Raw genomic sequence first — 18709 nt, forward strand, 5'->3', positions numbered from 1 at the left:
CGCCGGGTTGGCGCCGACGGTAATGCCGATGCCGAGGCACAGGACGACGAACACGAGCCAGCCGACGATGCCCTTCCAAGGGTGGGCGGCGCTCCAACGGGCCATGCGTACGGGGAGATTCTTCATGGCGTCCATGCTCTTCGTCCGAGCGGTGGCGCCGACAGCAGCGACCGGTGGAACTCGGGGTCCACCGACTGGTGGACCCCGTCGCGCGGCCCGAGGCCGGGACGATCAGGAGAAGCGGCGGACGAAGACGTCGGACGTGCCGTTGGTGTCGCCGGGGACGATGCCGTCGGCCGCGGACTGGAAGACCACGTCGCGTCCGTCGGCGCTGACCGAGTCGGCCTCGGCCGTGGCGGGCTGGTCGGAGACGGTCTCGTCGGCGCCCGTTTGGAGGTCGCGCAGGACGAGCGACGGTCCACCCGTGCCGTTCGGGACGTACAGCAGGTGACGGCCGGTGGGGTCGATGGCCACGCCCTGCACGTTCGCGACCCGTTGGGCGTGGCCCGAGGCGACGTCGTGGACGTAGGTGTCGGAGCCCGAGAGGTAGACGACCTTGCTGCCGTCGTCGCTGAGCTGGACGAGCGACGCGCTCGTGGACGCGCCTTCGAGGGGGCCCGACGTGGTGCCGGTGGTCCGGTCCCACAGGTAGACGCCCTCGGTCCGGTACGCGAGGTCCTGGTAGGCGACGTAGCGGCCGTCGCCGCTGATGGACGGCCGGGCCGGGGCCGAGGTGTTGAGGACGGCGATGGTTTCGCTGCCGCCGTTGCGGTCCGCGACCACGACGTGCCGGTTCAGCGGTGGGTGGAGCAGGAGGCCGAAGGCGAGGTGGCGGCCGTCCGCGCTCAGCGACGGTTGGTTGCAGCGACCGCAGGTGACCGGAAGCAGGCCCAGGTCCAGCGAGTGCTGCTGGATCCGCTCGGCGGTCATCCCCTGCCTCGGGGCGTTGGCGGCGACCTGTCTCCCGTCGCCGCTGATCGCCGGGGTCCAGCCCTCGCTCAGGGGCTCCGTCCTGGTCTGCCCCGCCTGCCGGTCGCGGACGTACACCGTGTTGCCGCCCTGTGCCGGGCCGTTCTTCAGCGACGTGAAGACGATGCTGCGGCCGTCGGGCGTGATCGAGGCGGCGCCGTAGCCCTCGTCGGTCGCGACGCTGATCCTCTCCACACCGACGCTGAAACCTCCCGTCGCGACCGTCGGCCCGGGTGGGGCGGCGGTGGCGGCGGTGGGTGCCGCCAGCGTGACGGCGCAGACCACGACCGTCGCGCTCAGGGCGTTCCGTACACGTGCGGTGGTGCTCCGGTTCGGGATTCCCCTCATGTTCTCCCCTCGGGCAGGACACGGCGTCTCTCCTCCGGGATCTCCACCGGAGGACCGTCAAGCATGCAACCGCGGTGGCGCCGCGGCGTCAATGCGTCACTCGCCGTATGCACGACATCCCGTCACTTGCCCCGGGCCCTACGACACCTGGGGCGACGGAGGGGCTCAGCGGGAGTTGAGGGTGTGGAAGGCCGTCACATTGCCTTCGAGTTCCTGGCAGCGTTGTGCGGCGACGGCGTACGCGCCGACCGGCCCCGGAAAGAGCAAAAGCCCCAGGTCACGGCGAGTGAGTCCTAGGGCTTCTACAGAGCCGCCTTCGGGATTCGAACCCGAGACCTACGCATTACGAGTGCGTTGCTCTGGCCATCTGAGCTAAGGCGGCTGGCGTGTGCACCAGGATGTGGTGCGCGACGGAGGAAAGTCTACACAGTTTCGACTGGTGCTCCGGACCACCCCCGGGAGAGCGGCCCGGGCACCGCTACGAGCAGCGCTTCCCGTCAGCGGGCGGGGCGCCGGTGAGGAGGTAGCGGTCGATCACCGAGTCGATGCAGGTGGATCCGCGCCCGTACGCGGTGTGGCCGTCGCCGTCGTGGGTGAGGAGGACCCCGGAGGCGAGCTGATCGGCGAGGGCCTCGGACCAGCGGTACGGGGTCGCCGGGTCCCGGGTGGTGCCGACGACCAGGATCGGAGCGGCGCCCCGGGCCTCGATGCGGCGGGGGGCACCGGTCGCGGGGACCGGCCAGTACGCGCAGTTCAGTGCCGACCAGGCCAGGCCCTCGCCGAAGACGGGCGACGCCGCCTCGAAGTCGGACAGCGCCACCTCGACCTCCTCCGGCGAGGTGAAGGCCGCGGGCAGGTCGAGACAGTTGACCGCGGCGTTGGCGAACATCAGGTTGCCGTACTCGCCGTCGGCACCGCGCTCGTAGTAGCCGTCCGAGAGGGCCAGCAGGCCGCTGCCGTCGCGTTCGTCCATGGCGGCGGTCAGGGCCGACCGCAGCCGGGGCCACGTCCCCTCGTCGTACATCGCCGCGATCACCCCCGTCGTGGCCAACGCCTCGCCGAGCTCCCGGCCGCCCTTCGCGGCGGGCACCGGTGTGCGGTCCAGGGCACGGAAGAACTCCTTCAGCCGCGGGCCGGCCTGCGCGGCCGAGCGGCCCAGCGGACAGGACGACCGCCGGACGCAGTCCTTCGCGAAGGACGCGAACGCCGCTTCGAACCCGGCCGTCTGGTCCGTGTTCATGCGCCGCGCGGGCAGCGACGGGTCCAGCGCACCGTCCAGCACCAGCCGTCCGACCCGGGCCGGGAACAGCCCGGCGTACGTCGCACCGAGGAACGTCCCGTACGACGCGCCCACGAAGGTGAGCCGCCGGTCGCCCAGGGCCGCCCGCACCAGGTCCATGTCCCGCGCGGCCTCGATCGTCGACACATGGGGCAGCACCCGTGCGGAACGGCTGGCGCAGCCCTTGCCGAACTCCTTGAACGAGGCCACCAACGCCTGCCGTTCCCGCTGGTCGTCCGGGGTGACGTCGGTCCGCGTGTACGCGTCCATCCGGGCGCCGTCGAGGCAGCGCACCGCCTCGCTGCGGGCCACCCCGCGCGGGTCGACGGCCACCATGTCGTACCGCGCCCGCACCTCGTCCGGGTAGCCCACCCCCGCGTACGACTGGAGGTAGCCGACCGCGGAGCCGCCGGGGCCGCCCGGGTTGACCAGCAGCGACCCGAGGCGCCGGCCCGGCCCGCTGGCCTTCTTGCGGGCGACGGCGAGCTTCACGTCACCGGCCCCGGGGCGGCCGTAGTCCAGCGGGGCGCGCAGCGTCGCGCACTGGAACCCGGCGGTGGCGCACTCCCGCCAGTTCGGCTCCTGTGCGTAGTGCGGAGCCAGCGCCTCGGGCGTGCGGCTCGGCAGGGCGCCCGCCAGCGACACCTCGGTGGTGGAGCCGCTCACCGCGCAGCCCGGCAACAGCAGCGTCGCGACCGCCAGCAGGGCACCCGCCGCCCGTCGGCCGCGCGGCCGACGGCCACGGGCGGGCGGGCGCCCGGGGGACGGACCGCGGGGCGGGCTCCCTGGGGCACGGCCGGACGGGGAGAGCGGGTGGGCCCCCACGGGGTGCGGACCACGACGGATGCTCGTACGCATCCACCGATACTACGGTCCGCGGTCGAACCCTCACGCAGGGTCTTCGGTCAATCGGCTCGTACGAGTGAACGGGACGTCGGCAGGGTGTCCGGATGTCAACCGGCCCGCAGGTTCATCGTCAACCGGCCCGCAGGGCCCTCGTCAGCCCGCCCGCAGGGTCATGGTCATCGCCTCGACCGCCAGCAGCGGGGCGACATTGCGGTCCAGGGCGTCCCGGCACGCGGAGATCGCCTCGATCCTGCGCAGGGTCGCCTCCGCGGTGCCCTCCCCGGCCAGCCGCTCCAGGGCGTCCTGCCGGTCGGTGTTGGCGAGGGCGAGTCGGGTGCCGAGCTGGAGCGCGAGCACATCGCGGTAGAAGCCGGTCAGTTCGGTGAGCGCGCGGTCCAGGCTGTCGCGCTGGGTCCGCGTCCGGCGGCGCTTCTGCCGGTCCTCCAACTCCTTCATCACGCCCGCCGTACCGCGGGGCATCCGACCGCCCTGCGCCGCGCCGAGCGCCGCCTTGAGTTCCTCGGTCTCCTTGACGTCGAGTTCCTCGGACATCTCCTTGGCGTCCTCGGCCGCCGCGTCGATCAGTTCCTGCGCGGCCCGCAGACAGCCGCCGACGTCCGCCACCCGCAGCGGCAGCTTGAGGACCGCGGCCCGCCGCTCCCGGGCCCGCGGGTCGGTGGCCAAGCGGCGGGCGCGACCGATGTGCCCCTGGGTGGCCCGGGCGGCGGCCGCCGCCGCTTCCGGCTCGATGCCGTCGCGGCGGACCAGGACGTCCGCCACGGCGTCCACCGGCGGGGTGCGCAGGGTGAGGTGGCGGCACCGGGACCGGATGGTCGGGAGCACGTCCTCCAGGGAAGGGGCGCAGAGCAACCAGACCGTGCGGGGCGCGGGTTCCTCCACCGCCTTCAGCAGGACGTTCCCGGCGCCCTCGGTCAACCGGTCGGCGTCCTCCAGGACGATGACCTGCCAGCGGCCCACCGCCGGCGAGAGCTGGGCCCTGCGGACCAGTTCCCTGGTCTCCTTCACTCCGATCGACAGCAGGTCGGTGCGGATGATCTCCACGTCCGCGTGCGTCCCGACCAGGGTGGTGTGGCAGCCGTCGCAGAAGCCGCAGCCGGGGGCGCCGCCGAGGGCGCGGTCCGGGCTGACGCACTGGAGCGCGGCGGCGAACGCCCGGGCGGCCGTCGCCCTGCCGGACCCGGGCGGGCCGGTGAACAGCCAGGCGTGCGTCATCCGGGAGCCCTCGGAGGCGGTGCCGTCAGAGGCTCCGGCGGCGCCCGCGGTGCCGCTCTGCGCCGCGGTCACGAGTGCGTCGGCGTCCCGGGCGGCGCCGGCGAGCTGTCCGCTCACCCGCTCCTGGCCCACCAAGTCGTCCCACACGGTCAAGGGGCTGCCGCCTTCGTGTCTCCCGCGTACGCGTGACGTACGTCTGCGCGGTCCATTGTGGACGACGCCACCGACAGCCCCGGCCGCCCCGGACGTCCAGTGGTCATCGACCGCCCCGGCCGCCCCGGCCGCCGTGGCCCTCCCGCGGGTCGTGGCCGAAGCGGTTCCGGTCGTCGCGGGCGTCCCGGTCGTCGTGGTCGTCGCGCGGGCCGAGCAGTTCGTCCGCGAGGCTCGGGAGGTCGTCGAGCGGGGTCTCCTCCGCCCACTCCGGCCGCGGTCGCCGCCGGGGCACGCCCTGCTCGTCCAACTGCGGCAGCTCGGCCGTACGGTCGTTGGGCCCCAGGAGGCCCCCGGCACCGGCGCCGCCCCCGGCACCGCCCCCGACCGGCTTCCCGGCTTCGGGCGACGCAGCGGGACGGTCGGTCCGCGCGTCACGGAACTCGTCGCGGAAGTAGCCGGGCGGCACGCGGTGCGTCGAACGCCGGGCCGCTTGTTCCTCGGTCACCTGCGGCAGCACCGCGGTGTCCTCCTCGGAGCCGTCCGGTCGGACGGGCGGCAGGACCGCGGTCTCGTCCGCCGCGCCGGGCGGGACCCGGGGCAGCGTCGCCGTGTCGTCGTCCGATCCGGCCGGACGCGCGCCGGGCTTCGCCACGACGGGGGTCGGTACGGTCACCTCGGCGTCCGACGGACCGAGCCGGGGGTCCACGGGCCGCCGCGGCTCCTCGGACTCACGGCCCCCTTCCGACGGCTCGGCCCCTTCCGACCGCTCAGCCTCGACAGCCGCACGGGACTCAGCCGCACGCCGAGCCGCATCCGCCTGACGAGCCGCGTCCGCCTTGCGCACCGCGTCGGCCTTGCGCGATTCCTCCGCCCGGCGCGCCTCTTCCGCCAGCCGCGCCTCGTCAGCGAGCCGGGCCTCCTCGGCCAGCCGCGCTTCCTCGACCTTGCGGGCCTCCTCGGCCAGCCGGGCCTCTTCCGCCCTACGGGCTTCCGCCGCCTTGCGGGCCTCAGCGGCACGCCGCGCGGCTTCCGCCGCTTCCGCCGCCGCGGCGGCCCGCCGCGCCTCCTCGGCCTTCAGCAGCGCCTCTTCCGCCTTGCGCTGGCGCTCCAGCCGGCGGGCCTCCGCCTCCGCCTGGAGCCGGGCCTCCTCCTCGGCCTGACGACGCTTGCGCTCCTCCTCCTCGGCGCGCACGCGTTCCTCGGCGAGCCGCTTACGCTCCGCCTCCTCGGCCCGCTGCCGCTCCTCCTCCTCGCGGCGACGGGCCTCCTCCGCCTTGCGGCGGGCCTCCTCGGCCTGGCGTTCGGCCTCGCGGCGCTGCGCCTCCTCCAGCTCGCGGCGCTTGCGCTCCTCCTCCTCGGCGCGCAGCTTGGCGAGCTGTTCCTGCCGCTCGCGCTCCAGCCGCTCCTCCTCGGCCTTGCGCGCGGCCTCCTCCTCGGCCCGGCGGCGGGCCTCCTCCTCGGCGGCCTTGCGCGCCTCCTCCTGGGCCTTGATCTCGGCCTCGGACAGCGGCAGCAGCACGTCGAGCCGGTTGCGGATCACCGTGGTGACGGTCTCCGGCTCCTGCCCCGCGTCGACCACCAGGTAGCGGCCGGGCGCGGCGGCGGCCAGGGTCAGGAAGCCGGCGCGCACCCGGGCGTGGAACTCCAGGGGCTCCGACTCCAGCCGGTCCGGCGCCTCGGTGAAGCGCTCGCGGGCGGCCTCGGGGTCGACGTCCAGCAGGACGGTGAGGTGCGGGACGAGCCCGTCGGTGGCCCAGCGGGAGATCCGGGCGACCTCGGTGGGCGACAGGTCGCGGCCGGCGCCCTGGTAGGCGACGGAGGAGTCGATGTACCGGTCGGAGATCACCACGGCGCCCCGGGACAGCGCGGGCCGGACCACCGTGTCGACGTGTTCCGCCCGGTCGGCCGCGTACAGCAGGGCCTCCGCGCGGTGGGACAGTCCGGCGTCGGAGACGTCCAGCAGGATCGACCGCAGTCGCTTGCCGACCGGGGTGGCGCCCGGTTCGCGGGTGACGACGACCTCGTGGCCCTTGCCGCGGATCCACTCGGCGAGCGCTTCGGCCTGGGTGGACTTGCCGGCGCCGTCGCCGCCCTCCAGGGCGATGAAGTAGCCGGTCTCGGCCGGTGCCTGTGCGGGGTCCGAGCCGCGCAGCGCGTCCAGCAGGTCCTGGCGCAGCGGTACGCCCGAGCGGTCGTCGGCGCGGGCGAGGACGAGGGCCGCGACGGGCAGCAGCAGGGCGCCGACGAGCATGAGCGTGAAGCCCGCGCCGCCGTGGTCGAAGACGAACTTGCCGTTCTCCAGGCGGTGCGGTCCGATCAGTCCGGCCAGGACCGGGGCCGTCACCGCGCCCAGCGCCACGAACACGCGCACCACGGCGTGCAGGTGGTCGGTGGTGCGGGCGCGGCGGTACTCCTCGGTCTCCAGGTCGATCAGGCCGTGGCCGGTGTGGGCGGCGACCCCGGCGGCGGTGCCGGTGAGGGTCATGATCAGCAGGACCGTGGTCACGTCCGGGACGAGGCCCGCCGCGAGCAGGGCGACGCCGGTGACGGCGATGGCCAGGGCGAGGAGTCGGCGCCGGGACAGCGCGGGCAGCACGGCGTGGCCGACCCGGATGCCGAGCACGGTGCCCCCGGTCAGGGCGAGCACCAGCAGGCCGTACAGGACGGGCCCGCCGCCGAGGTCGGCGGCGTGCAGCACGGCGACGCCGACGGCGGCGGCGACCGCGGCGGCGACGGCCGCGCAGGCCAGGACCAGCAGGGTGATCGCGCCGGTGCGGCCCTTGTCGGGGCCGGTGCCGGTGCGGGGCCGGCGCAGCCCTTCGAGCGGCGAGCGCGCGCGGGGGGTCGGGGTGGCGGGGAAGCTGAGGAACCAGACGACGGACAGCGAGGCGGCGAAGAGTCCGGCGGCGGCGTACGAGGCGAGGGCCGCCTGGTGGGCGCCGAACCAGTCGATGCCCGCGCCGAGCAGGTTGCCCACCAGGGTGACCACGACGAGCGCGGCGGCGGCGAGCGGCACGGCGGCGAAGCCGGTGCGCAGGGACAGGCTCCGCAGTGCTCCGAGGTGGTCGGGCAGCGGGCGGACGGCGGTGCCCTCCGGCGGGGGCGCGGGCAGCAGGGCGGGGGCCGCGCTCTCCCGGCAGACCGCCCAGAAGCGTTCGGCGACGCCGGTGACGAAGGTGGTGACCAGGAGCAGCGTGACGGCGTTGCCGGGGGTCCAGTCGAGCCACAGGGGGGCCACGACCAGCAGGGCGACGCGCAGCCCGTCGGCGGTGATCATGGTCCAGCGGCGGTCCAGCAGTCCGCCGGGTGAGGTGAGCGAGGTGAGCGGGCCGAGCAGGACCGCGCCGGTCAGCAGCGTCGCGAACAGGCGGACGCCGAGGACGGCCGCGACGGCCAGTGCGGCGCCCCGGTAGTCGCCGCCGAAGGGCACCTCGGACACCGCTGCCCGCAGGGTCAGCAGTACCAGGACGAGCAGGGCGAGGGCGTCGCCGACACCCCCGATGAGCTGGGCGCCCCAGAGGCGCTTGAGGGGGGCGTTCCGCAACAGGGCGCGGATGGCGCGCTCTCGGGAATCGGCGACCAGGGCGGTGTCGGGGGCCGGATTCCCGGCCGTTGGCTGCTCGGCTCGGGTCATCCTGACAGCCTATCGGCCCTTGCTGACACCGGGTTCCGGACGGAACCCGCCGGGGTGGTCCAGGGGCTCTCCCACCGGGCCAGGCGGGCGTCACCGCGTACGTCGTACGGCGCGGTGGGGCGCCGTACGACGTACGACCTGCGGAGCGGGTCAGACCTCGGGGGCGGTCTCCGGGGCCTTCGCGGCGGTCTTCGCGGTGGCCTTCGTCGCCGTCTTCTTCGCGGCGGTCTTCTTGGCCGGCACGGCGGTCTTCTTCGCGGCGGCCGTCTTGGCGGTGGCGGCCGTCTTCTTGGCCGCCGTCTTCTTCGCGGGCGCCTTCTTGGCCGGGGCCTTCTTGGCCGGGGCCTTCTTGGCGGCCTTCTTCGCCGTCTTCTTGGCGGGTGCCTTGGCCCGCTTCTCGGCGAGGAGTTCGTAGCCCCGCTCCGGGGTGATCTCCTCGACGCTGTCGGCGGCCCGCAGCGTCGCGTTGGTCTCCCCGTCGGTGACGTACGCGCCGAAGCGGCCGTCCTTCACCACCACGGGCTGACCGCTGACGGGGTCCTCGCCGAGTTCCTTGAGGGGCGGCTTCGCCGCGGCGCGACCGCGCTGCTTGGGCTGCGCGTAGATCGCGAGCGCCTCGTCCAGGGTGATGGTGAAGAGCTGGTCCTCGGCGGTGAGCGACCGCGAGTCGGTGCCCTTCTTGAGGTACGGCCCGTAGCGGCCGTTCTGCGCGGTGATCTCGACGCCCTCGGCGTCCGCCCCGACGACCCGGGGCAGCGACATGAGCTTGAGCGCGTCCTGGAGGGTGACGGTGTCCAGGGACATCGTCTTGAAGAGGGACGCGGTGCGCGGCTTGACGGCGTTCTTGCCGGTCTTCGGGGTGCCCTCGGGCAGCACCTCGGTGACGTACGGACCGTACCGGCCGTCCTTGGCGACGATCGGGTGGCCGCTGATCGGGTCGGTGCCCAGTTCGAAGTCACCGCTGGGCTTGGCGAGCAGTTCCTCCGCGTAGGCGACGGTCAGCTCGTCGGGTGCCAGGTCCTCGGGGACGTCCGCCCGCTGGTGGCCCTCGGCGTCCCGCTCCCCGCGCTCGACGTAGGGACCGTAGCGGCCCACGCGCAGCACGATGCCGTCGCCGACCGGGAAGGACGACACCTCGCGGGCGTCGATGGCGCCCAGGTCGGTGACGAGTTCCTTGAGGCCGCCGAGGTGGTCCCCGTCGCCGTTGCCCGCTTCGGCGGCGCGGCCGGTGTCGCCGACGGGGGCGGGGCCCTCGCCGAAGTAGAACCGCCGCAGCCACGGCACGGCCTGGGCCTCACCGCTGGCGATGCGGTCGAGGTCGTCCTCCATCTTGGCGGTGAAGTCGTAGTCGACGAGCCGCCCGAAGTGCTTCTCCAGGAGGTTGACCACGGCGAACGACAGGAAGGACGGGACGAGCGCGGTGCCCTTCTTGAAGACGTAGCCGCGGTCCAGGATCGTGCCGATGATCGACGCGTACGTGGACGGGCGGCCGATCTCGCGCTCTTCGAGTTCCTTGACGAGGCTGGCCTCGGTGTAGCGGGCGGGCGGCTTGGTGGCGTGCCCGTCGACGGACAGGGCGTCGGCGGACAGCGGGTCGCCCTCGGAGACCTGCGGCAGCCTGCGCTCGCGGTCGTCCAGCTCGGCGTTCGGGTCGTCGGCGCCCTCGACGTACGCCTTGAGGAAGCCGTGGAACGTGATCGTCTTGCCGGAGGCGGAGAACTCGACGTCCCGGCCGTCGCTGGCGGTGCCGGCGATCTTGACGGTGACCGAGTTGCCGACGGCGTCCTTCATCTGGGAGGCGACGGTGCGCTTCCAGATGAGTTCGTAGAGCCGGAACTGGTCGCCGGTCAGGCCCGTGGCGGCCGGGGTGCGGAAACGATCACCCGACGGGCGGATCGCCTCGTGCGCCTCCTGGGCGTTCTTGACCTTGCCGGCGTAGGTGCGCGGCTTGTCGGGCAGGTAGTCGGCCCCGTACAGCTGGGTGACCTGGGCGCGGGCGGCGGAGACGGCCGTCTCGCTGAGGGTCGTGGAGTCCGTACGCATGTACGTGATGAAGCCGTTCTCGTACAGCTTCTGCGCGACCTGCATCGTGGCCTTCGCACCGAAGCCGAGCTTGCGGCTGGCCTCCTGCTGGAGGGTCGTGGTGCGGAACGGCGCGTACGGGGAGCGGCGGTACGGCTTGGACTCGACGGAGCGGACGGAGAAACGCGTCTGCTCCAGGGCCGCGGCGAGCGCCCGGGCGTTCGCCTCGTCGAGGTGCAGGGTGTTCGCGCCCTTGAGCTGCCCGAGCGAGTCGAAGTCACGGCCCTGCGCGACCCGCTTGCCGTCGACGCCGGTCAGCCGGGCGACCAGGGAGGCGGGGTCCGAGGCGTCCCCGGCACGGCCGGTGCCGAAGGTGCCGGTGAGGTCCCAGTACTCGGCGGAGCGGAACGCGATGCGCTCGCGCTCCCGTTCGACGACGAGCCGGGTGGCGACCGACTGGACGCGGCCCGCCGACAGCCGCGGCATGACCTTCTTCCACAGGACGGGCGACACCTCGTAGCCGTAGAGGCGGTCGAGGATGCGGCGGGTCTCCTGGGCGTCGACCAGCTTCTTGTTCAGCTGGCGCGGGTTGGCGACGGCATCGCGGATCGCGTCCTTGGTGATCTCGTGGAACACCATGCGGTGCACGGGGATCTTCGGCTTCAGCACCTCTTGGAGGTGCCAGGCGATGGCCTCGCCCTCGCGGTCCTCATCGGTGGCGAGGAAGAGCTCGGTGGACTCGCTGAGCAGGTCCTTGAGCTTCTTGACCTGTGCCTTCTTGTCGGCGTTGACCACGTAGATGGGCTGGAAGTCGTGTTCGACGTCCACGCCGAGGCGGCGGACCTCACCCGTGTACTTCTCCGGGACCTCGGCGGCCCCGCTGGGCAGGTCGCGGATGTGCCCGACGCTCGCCTCGACGATGTAGCCGGGGCCGAGGTAGCCCTTGATCGTCTTCGCCTTGGCAGGCGACTCGACGATCACGAGTCGGCGGCCGCCCTGTGCGGTCTCGCTGGTCGGGGACAACTTCGCTCTTCTCTCCGGTCGGCGCTCGATGACGCTGCGTTACGTCTCGGTGGCGGGTGCGGAACGGATGTCCACACGCTGACGCTGCGGAGTGTGACGGTACATCCCGCCCCCGTGTCAAACGGGAAAAGCCCGCAACGGCCACTCGAACGGTAACCCGACTACCACCTTTCCTGCCGCCCGGAGTGTCGACAGGTCCTTCCGGCGCAGTGCACAGGGTGATCTTCCCGTGGGTTTCGGCCGCTCCGCGACGCCCCTCCGCACGGCCCGCCGGGGGTTCCCGTTCGAAGGCGGGCGGCATCCGCGGGCCCCGCTCACACCCGGGTGAAGCACCAGGCCGCCAGGACCAGCGCGACCACCCCGACCCCGGTCGCGACCGTCACGGACACCGCCCGGTCGACCCCGTCCGCGACGGGCAGTCCCTGGCGCAGCCGGGTCCCCGTCCACACCAACAACGCGGCCCCGAACAGGGCGAACACCATTCCCGCGAAGATCGCCGGCGCACTTTCCATGGCACAGAGCCTCCCGTTCCGCGGTCCCCAGCGGTGGGAGGTTGGCAGCTACGGAAGTCGGCGCGGCGAACCACGGGTGAACGCCGCCCGCCCTTCGGGGTGAACCGTCGCGCACCGCCCCGGTCCGGGCGACCGCCCCCGCCGGCGGGGGGTGCTCAGCCGCCGGTCGGCTCCAGGAAACCCTGCTCGACGAGTGACCGGATCTGGGCGGGGGTCCGCGAGCGCAGCACCACCGGGTCCTCACCGAGGAGCTGGGCGATGGCGTCGATGATGCGCCCGGCGCTCATCGAGCCGTCACACACCCCGGCGAACCCGGCGCCCACGGTGTCGACCCGGGTGGCCCGCCGCATCCCGCGGTTCTGCCGCAGCACCACGTGTTCCGGGTCCTCCGCGCCGGGCAGTCCCACCTGCTCCTGCACCACCTCGTCCGCGAGCCGGAAGTGCCCGGCGAGCAGCGCGGCGTCATCGTGTGCGCGCAGGTAGTCCTGGCGGGCGAAGTGGGCGCGCACGACGTCCCCGAGGGGCTGCTCCACGGGGTGCGGCCACTCCTCGACGGTCACCGAGGGGCGCGGCGCGTCGCTCCTGCGCAGGGTGATCCAGCCGAAGCCGACCGCGCGGGTCCCGAGCGCGGCGAACTCGTCGAGCCAGGCGTCGTACCGGGCCGCGTACGCCACCGGGTCGGTGCGGTGGTCGCCCGCGTCCCTGAGCCACAGTTCGGCGTACTGGGTGACGTCCTGCACCTCGCGCTGCACGATCCACGCGTCGCAGCCGCGCGGCACCCAGGAGCGGACCCGCTCGGTCCAGTCCTCGCCGTCCACGTGCTGCCAGTTGGCGAGGAACTGCGCGTACCCCCCGGGGTTCAGCCGGTCCCCCGCCTGCTGGACCAGCGCACGGCACAGCGCGTCCCCGCTCATGCCCCCGTCGCGGTAGGTGAGTCGCGCGCCGGGCGAGATCACGAAGGGCGGGTTGGAGACGATCAGGTCGTAACCGCGGTCGGCGACCGGTTCGAACAACGACCCCTCCAGCAACTCCGCCGCGGGGGCGCCGGAGAGGGCGAGGGTGAGCCGGGTGACGTGCAGGGCGCGCGGGTTGAGGTCCGTGGCGGTGACCCGGGTGGCGTGCCGGGAGGCGTGCAGCGCCTGGATGCCCGATCCGGTGCCCAGGTCGAGCGCGGAGCCGACCGTGGTGCGCACGGTGATCCCGGCGAGCGTCGTGGACGCGCCCCCCACTCCGAGGACCACGCCCTCCTCGGCCGGTCCGCCGTCCGCGCCGACCGCTCCGCCGGCGCCGCCGACCGCGCAGCCGAGGTCCGAGACGATGAACCAGTCCTCGCCCTCGGGGCCGCTGTACGGACGGACGTCGACGGTCGCCGCGCACTCGTCCCCGCCGACCTCGGTGAGCCAGCCGGTCGCCTCGCAGGCGGCGACCGGCAGGACGTCCGCGAGTCGGGCCCGGGGCACCGGTTGTTGCAGGAGGAACAGGCGGACGAGGGTCTCCAACGGGCTGTCGCCGCGGCTGGCGCGCAGCGCGGGCACGGTCTCGCCGCGGGCCAGCGCCGCGTAGGCGGGCGCGCCCAGCAGCTCCAACAGGCCGTCCGCGGTGAAGTCGGCGCCGAGCAGGGCCGCCCGGAGCGCCTCCACGACGCCGCCCGGGGTACCGGGGGCGCTGGAGCCACCTGGGGCATCAGGTTCAGCAGGGGCGCTGGAGGTGTCAGGGGTGTCGGAACCAGCAGTTCCGTCGAGCACGGGCAGCCGCGAGAGAGTCACCCGCCCATTGTCCCCCGCCGGTCCGGCCGGGGACGGCGCCGGACCCGCCGACCGGTGGTGGGCCCGGTCCCCGTCGGCGAGCCGGCCCGCCGGGCCCCGCGCGGCAGGGCCCGGACGGCGGGTGCGCAGGGCGGGCACGACGGCGCCCGCCTCCCGGTGGGCGCCGGACCCCTGGGACGGGGACGGGCACTCCACGGGGAGACGGGCTGACGCAGAACGGGTACGGGTCCGGGTCCGGGTACGGGGTGCGTCGGGCCACCGGGTGCGACGGGCTGGCCGGGGGCGGCCCCGGGCAGGGCCGGTGGGGTCAGCCGCTGGCGGCGGCCGGGGACGCGCCCGCCGTCTTGCAGCTCTCCTGCTTCCGCATGGCCTCGCCCACTTCGCCCTCCTCCAGCTTCTTCAAGGCGTCGTTCCCGCTGCGGCTGAGCTTGATCAGCTCGCCGGCGACATCGTCGAGGCCACTGGCGAACTGCCCCTGGTCCTCGGTGTCCAAGCCGTCGACCTGCTCCTTCAGCCCCGCGTACGCCGTGGAGATGGCGTTCAGTTCCTTGACGGCGTTCTGCTGCTTGGTCTCGCCGCCGTCGACGGGCGGCGCCCCGGCCTTGTCCACGGCCGCACCGATCGCCTTGTACGCGTCGGACATGTCCTGGAACGCCTTGGAGTCCGTCGACTTGACGTCCTCCGGCTTGCTGTTGTCGGCGGTCTGCGCCTGGATCGCCTTGTTGGCGCCCTCGATCTTCTTCGCCTGCGGTTGGACGGAGTCGCAGACCGACTTGGCCCAGGAGTCGAGCTTCTCGTTGCCGTCGTCGCTGCATCCCGACAGAGCCAGTACGAGTACCGCACCGCCGGACAGTGCGACTGCGAGCTTCTTGTTCACCGGATCGGTCCCTTCCATGGCCTCTCGGCCCCGGAACATACACGCCGGCCGCCGGCCGATCGCCTGCGGGCTGTCCACTGCACCCGCTATTGAAGCCATTTGCACCAAGAGCGGTACGGGGCGGGGGAGAGAAGATTCACGACCGCGTCGATCCGCGGTCAGGGCGCCACCGCCGCACCGCCCGTCGCGGCCGGCCGTCGAGCGCCACCGCCGCCCTGTCCGTCGCCCCGGTGGCCGTCGTCCCCGCCCCCGTCTCCCCCACGGCCTCCCCCGGGCCCTCCGTCGCCGTCCAGGGCGGTGCCCCGTCGGTGGGAGATCCCCACGGCCGTACCGATCACCGCGAGGGCGAGGACCGCGACCAGGGCGCGGACGGCCGGGTTGGCGTCGTCGCCGTGGCTGAAGGCGACGACGGCGGGCGCGATGAGCAGCGCCACCAGGTTCATCACCTTGAGCAGCGGATTGATCGCCGGCCCCGCGGTGTCCTTGAAGGGGTCGCCGACCGTGTCACCGATCACCGTCGCCTCGTGTGCCGCACTGCCCTTGCCGCCGTGCGCGCCGTCCTCGACGAGCTTCTTGGCGTTGTCCCACGCCCCACCGGAGTTGGCGAGGAACACCGCCATCAGGGTGCCCGTCCCGATCGCCCCCGCGAGGAACGCGCCGAGCGGCCCGACCCCGAGGGTGAAGCCGATCACCACGGGGGCCAGGACCGCCAGCAGCCCGGGGGGCGCCAACTCGCGCAGTGCGTCCCTGGTGCAGATGTCGACCACCCGCCCGTACTCGGGTCGTTCGGTGTGGTCCATGATCCCGGGCCGCTCCCGGAACTGCCGCCGCACCTCCTGGACCACGGCGCCCGCCGACCGGGACACCGCACTGATCGCGAGCCCCGCGAACAGGAACACCACGGCCGCCCCGGCGATCAGCCCGACCAGGTTGTTGGGCTGCGAAACGTCCATCACCAGGTCCAACGGGCCACCGGGACCGACCCGTTCGCCCACGTCCGCCGCCGCCGTGGTGATGGCGTCCCGGTAGGAGCCGAACAGGGCCGCCGCCGCGAGGACCGCCGTGGCGATGGCGATGCCCTTGGTGATCGCCTTGGTGGTGTTGCCGACGGCGTCGAGTTCGGTGAGCACCCGGGCGCCCTCGCCCTCGACGTCCCCGGACATCTCGGCGATGCCCTGCGCGTTGTCCGTGACCGGCCCGAAGGTGTCCATCGCGACGATGACGCCGACCGTGGTCAACAGCCCGGTGCCGGCCAGCGCCACCGCGAACAGCGCCAAGGTGATGGACGCGCCGCCGAGCAGGAACGCCCCGTACACCGTGAGGGCGATGAGCAGTGCGGTGTACACGGCCGACTCCAGGCCCAGGGCGACCCCGGCCAGGACCACGGTGGCCGGACCGGTGCGCGAGGCCCCGGCGACGTCCCGGACGGGACGGCGGCCGGTTTCCGTGAAGTGGCCGGTGAGTTGCTGGATCAGCGCGGCCAGCACGATGCCGATCGCGACGGCGGTGAGGGCGAGGACCCGCGGGTCCCCGTCGTGGCCCCGGACGGCCGCGTCCGTGACGCCTTCGAGGTCCGCGTACGAGGACGGCAGGTACGCGGCCACCGCCACGGCGACGAGCAGCAGGGAGACCGTCGCGGAGACGAAGAAGCCCCGGTTGATCGCCGTCAGGCCGCTGCGGTCCTTCCGGCGCGGGACCACCGCGAAGATCCCGATCATCGCGGTGACCACCCCGATCGCCGGCACGATCAGCGGGAACGCCAGGCCGGCGTCTCCGAAGGCCGCCTCGCCGAGGATCAGTGCGGCGACGAGGGTCACCGCGTACGACTCGAAGAGGTCGGCGGCCATGCCCGCGCAGTCCCCCACGTTGTCGCCCACGTTGTCGGCGATGGTCGCGGCGTTGCGGGGGTCGTCCTCCGGGATGCCCTGTTCGACCTTGCCGACCAGATCGGCCCCGACGTCCGCGGCCTTGGTGAAGATCCCGCCGCCCACCCTCATGAACATGGCGATGAGGGCGGCGCCCAGGCCGAAGCCCTCCAGCACCTCGGGCGCGTCCGCCGCGTACACCAGCACCACGCAGCAGGCGCCGAGCAGACCGAGCCCGACCGTGAACATGCCGACGAACCCGCCGGTGCGGAACGCGATCCGCATCGCCCGGTGCGTGACGACGCTGCGGTCCCCTTCCGGTTCGCCCTTTCCCGAAGTGGCCGCCCGGGCCGCCGCGGCCACCCGCACATTGCTGCGGACGGCGAGCCGCATTCCCGCATATCCGGTGGTCGCCGAGAACACCGCGCCGACCAGGAAGAAGACCGATCGGCCGGCCCGCTGATTCCAGTCGTCCGCGGGAAGCAGGAGCAGCAGGAAGAACACCAGCACCGCGAAGAGGGCGAGTGTGCGCATTTGGCGGGTCAGATAGGCGTTCGCGCCTTCCTGCACGGCGGCGGCGATCTTCTTCATGCGGTCGGTGCCCTGGTCCGCCGCGAGGACCTGGCGTGCCAGGACCGCCGCCACCAGCAGCGCAGCCAGCGCCACGGCCGCGACGACCACGACGATCAGACGGTTCTCGCCGGTCAGGACCGCGGCGGCGGAGGGAGAGGAACGGCCGATTTCCAGCCGGGGGGAAAGCTCCGCCATTCGTCCTCCTGGAGACTGGGACGTAGCTCAAGCCGTGGACGGATCGCAGGATTCGACCCGGTCACAGCAGATGACGCTGCCGGGTGAGCGGAATTCTCAGGTGCTTCGCATCCGCACGAGCAACGTAATGGCTGAGATGCGGTTTACCGGAAAGGGCCCGGGTGTGTGTCGGGTGGTGTTTTCCCGAGGGCACGCCCATTCGGGTGGACACGCCCGTTCGGGTGAGCCCCGCACATCGGATGGGCATAGCCATCGGATGGGCGCGGCCATGGGGGGGCGTGCTCGGCCATGGGGGTGGGCGCGGCCCGGAGCGTCGGAAGACGCCGTTCGGGCGCAGGCGGTCGCGAGCCGAGGGCGTGTCGTGGGGCCCGGGGCGCGCGTGGGGCCCGGGGCGCGGCTCGGTGCCACGGCGGCCGTACGGGACGGGCAGGAGCGCTGCGGAGGGGAGGGTGTGCCGCCGCGGGGGGGGACCCCGTCCGGCGGACGGGAGGTCAGTGTCCCGGCGTGGGCCAGGTCATGCGGAGGGAGCCACCGGACTCACCGGCGGTGACCTCGACCTCGTCCACCAGGCCGCTGATCACCGCGAGGCCCATCTCGTCCTCGCTCTCGGCGCTCTCACCGGAGATGACGGCGTCGGGGCCGGAACGGGGTGCTTCGTCCTCCACCTCGATCGAGAACTGCTTCTCCTCCTCGATCAGGCGCACCTGGACCGGCGCGTCGATCCCCGCGCTCTGGTGCAGACCGACCGCGCGGGTGCACGCCTCGCCGACCGCCAAGCGCACCTCGTCGAGCACGGCCTCCTCGACCCCGGCCCGACGGGCCACGGCCGCCGCGACGAGACGGGCGGTCCGCACATGCTCGGGGAGTGCGCTGAAGCGGAGTTCGACGGTTGTCATACGTCCCCCTCGGACGGGCCGGCGTGCTGTGCGGGGGACCGGGCCCGGGGCCCGGTCCCCCAGGGTCGTGCTGCCTCCCGGGACGGGCCCGGGAGCTAGATCGGTCGACACTCGGTCAGTATCAGCCGGTATCAGTCGGTCGCCGCGACGGCTTCCTCGACCGAGGTGTGGATCGGGAACACCTTGGTCAAACCGGTGATGCGGAAGATCTTGAGGATGCGCTCCTGGTTGCACACCAGGCGCAGCGAGCCCTCATGGGCCCGCACCCTCTTCAGGCCGCCCACCAACACGCCGAGTCCGGTGGAGTCGAGGAAGTCGACGCCCTCCATGTCCACGACGAGGTGGAAGCTGCCGTCGTTCACCAGCTCGACCAGCTGCTCCCGCAGCTTGGGCGCGGTATATACATCGATTTCGCCACCGACCTCGACGACCGTACGATCGCCGACGGTACGGGTCGACAGGGACAGGTCCACGGATCCTCCAGCACCTTGCTATCGAGCGGTCGCCCCTAGGGACAC

Annotated in this window: 11 protein-coding genes and 1 tRNA gene; all 12 read right to left on the bottom strand. The window is 73.3% G+C overall.

Features of this window, described 5'->3' with window-relative positions:
• Positions 1-231 precede the first annotated feature (231 nt).
• The 12 genes from ACFWIA_RS30815 to bldG all read right to left on the bottom strand — a co-directional run bounded on the left by ACFWIA_RS30815 (position 232) and on the right by bldG (position 18664).
• The gene (locus ACFWIA_RS30815; RefSeq protein WP_387010547.1) at positions 232-1317 is read right to left on the bottom strand and encodes a TolB family protein; all 1086 of its coding nucleotides are present in this window, start codon (positions 1315-1317) and stop codon (positions 232-234) included.
• 308 nt (positions 1318-1625) lie between these two features.
• A tRNA-Thr gene (locus ACFWIA_RS30820) sits at positions 1626-1699 on the bottom strand.
• Between the two features lie 96 nt (positions 1700-1795).
• Positions 1796-3454, bottom strand: a complete 1659-nt coding sequence (locus tag ACFWIA_RS30825) for an alpha/beta hydrolase (RefSeq protein WP_387010548.1) — start codon at positions 3452-3454, stop codon at positions 1796-1798.
• Between the two features lie 141 nt (positions 3455-3595).
• Positions 3596-4828 (bottom strand): DNA polymerase III subunit delta', encoded by a 1233-nt coding sequence (locus ACFWIA_RS30830; protein ID WP_387010549.1) that lies wholly within the window; start codon positions 4826-4828, stop codon positions 3596-3598.
• 103 nt (positions 4829-4931) lie between these two features.
• Entirely contained in the window at positions 4932-8462 is a 3531-nt protein-coding gene (gene tmk, locus ACFWIA_RS30835; RefSeq protein WP_387010550.1) for a dTMP kinase, read from the bottom strand.
• Between the two features lie 150 nt (positions 8463-8612).
• The gene (gene topA, locus ACFWIA_RS30840) at positions 8613-11507 is read right to left on the bottom strand and encodes a type I DNA topoisomerase (protein ID WP_387010551.1); all 2895 of its coding nucleotides are present in this window, start codon (positions 11505-11507) and stop codon (positions 8613-8615) included.
• A 314-nt stretch (positions 11508-11821) separates the two neighbouring features.
• Positions 11822-12019, bottom strand: coding sequence for a hypothetical protein (locus ACFWIA_RS30845; RefSeq protein WP_387010552.1), 198 nt, complete (start codon positions 12017-12019; stop codon positions 11822-11824).
• A gap of 155 nt (positions 12020-12174) precedes the next feature.
• Positions 12175-13659 (bottom strand): methyltransferase, encoded by a 1485-nt coding sequence (locus tag ACFWIA_RS30850; RefSeq protein ID WP_387010572.1) that lies wholly within the window; start codon positions 13657-13659, stop codon positions 12175-12177.
• Positions 13660-14092: 433 nt separating this feature from the next.
• Positions 14093-14680, bottom strand: coding sequence for a small secreted protein (locus ACFWIA_RS30855; protein ID WP_387010553.1), 588 nt, complete (start codon positions 14678-14680; stop codon positions 14093-14095).
• 140 nt (positions 14681-14820) lie between these two features.
• Positions 14821-17295: a sodium-translocating pyrophosphatase gene (locus tag ACFWIA_RS30860; protein WP_387010554.1), complete on the bottom strand. Its 2475-nt coding sequence runs from the start codon at positions 17293-17295 to the stop codon at positions 14821-14823.
• 491 nt (positions 17296-17786) lie between these two features.
• Positions 17787-18191, bottom strand: a complete 405-nt coding sequence (locus ACFWIA_RS30865; RefSeq protein WP_387010555.1) for an ATP-binding protein — start codon at positions 18189-18191, stop codon at positions 17787-17789.
• Positions 18192-18322: 131 nt separating this feature from the next.
• Positions 18323-18664 carry an anti-sigma factor antagonist BldG gene (gene bldG / locus ACFWIA_RS30870; RefSeq protein WP_003975386.1) on the bottom strand — a complete coding sequence of 114 codons (342 nt, stop codon included), beginning with the start codon at positions 18662-18664 and terminating at the stop codon, positions 18323-18325.
• Positions 18665-18709 lie beyond the last annotated feature (45 nt).

The sequence above is a fragment of the Streptomyces sp. NPDC127068 genome (genome assembly GCF_042724695.1).
Lineage (GTDB): Bacteria > Actinomycetota > Actinomycetes > Streptomycetales > Streptomycetaceae > Streptomyces.